Source organism: Pseudarthrobacter sp. NamE2 (assembly GCF_005796205.1).
Taxonomy (GTDB): domain Bacteria; phylum Actinomycetota; class Actinomycetes; order Actinomycetales; family Micrococcaceae; genus Arthrobacter.
Genome location: NZ_VAHN01000046.1, coordinates 1 through 671, shown reverse-complemented (window position 1 = coordinate 671; position 671 = coordinate 1). Strand labels below are relative to the sequence as shown.

General features: G+C 65.9%; 2 pseudogenes. Both read left to right on the top strand.

Features of this window, described 5'->3' with window-relative positions:
* A pseudogene (locus FDW83_RS18940) lies at positions 1–200 on the top strand (isocitrate lyase); the annotation flags it as partial.
* A gap of 222 nt (positions 201–422) precedes the next feature.
* A pseudogene (locus FDW83_RS18935) lies at positions 423–671 on the top strand (malate synthase A); the annotation flags it as partial.

Sequence of the window (671 nt, the reverse complement as noted above, 5' to 3'; positions counted from 1 at the left end):
GCGGCTACGCCCGGGAAGGTATGAGCGCCTACGTCGAACTCCAGGAAAAGGAATTCGCCTCCGAATCCCGCGGCTACACCGCAACCAAGCACCAGCGCGAAGTCGGCACCGGCTACTTCGACACCATCTCCACCGCGCTCAACCCGAACGCGTCCACCCTGGCCCTGGTGGGATCCACCGAAGAAGGCCAGTTCCACTAACAACCTACGACGGCGGATCGGTCACCTTCGCCTTCGGAACGGCAATGCTCTGCCTGCTATCCCCATGCCCGCCCCATGACCTCGTAGAACTCGGTCGGGGGCGGGCACAGGGCCCCTTTACGCAGGCTGCCGCATCACCGCTCCTTCGGCTTTGCGCGTTTCGCGCCATAGGTGCCGCTGGCCGCCGTCGAACTTCCCTTTTCGTCTTCAAGGAGACTTCAGATGAACAGCTTTACCGACAGCTTCACCATCAACGGCATCACCATGACCGCGCAGCCCGTTTGCCGGCAGGACGAGGTGCTGACCTCGGACGCCCTTGCCTTCATTGCCAGGCTGCACCGGGCCACCGCCGCCCGGCGGCAGGAACTGCTGCAGGCACGGCGTGCCCGCCGGGCCGAGATCGCCGCCGGCGCGGACCCGCGCTTCCTCCGGGAAACGGAGCACATCCGCAACGACCCGTCCTGGCGGGTG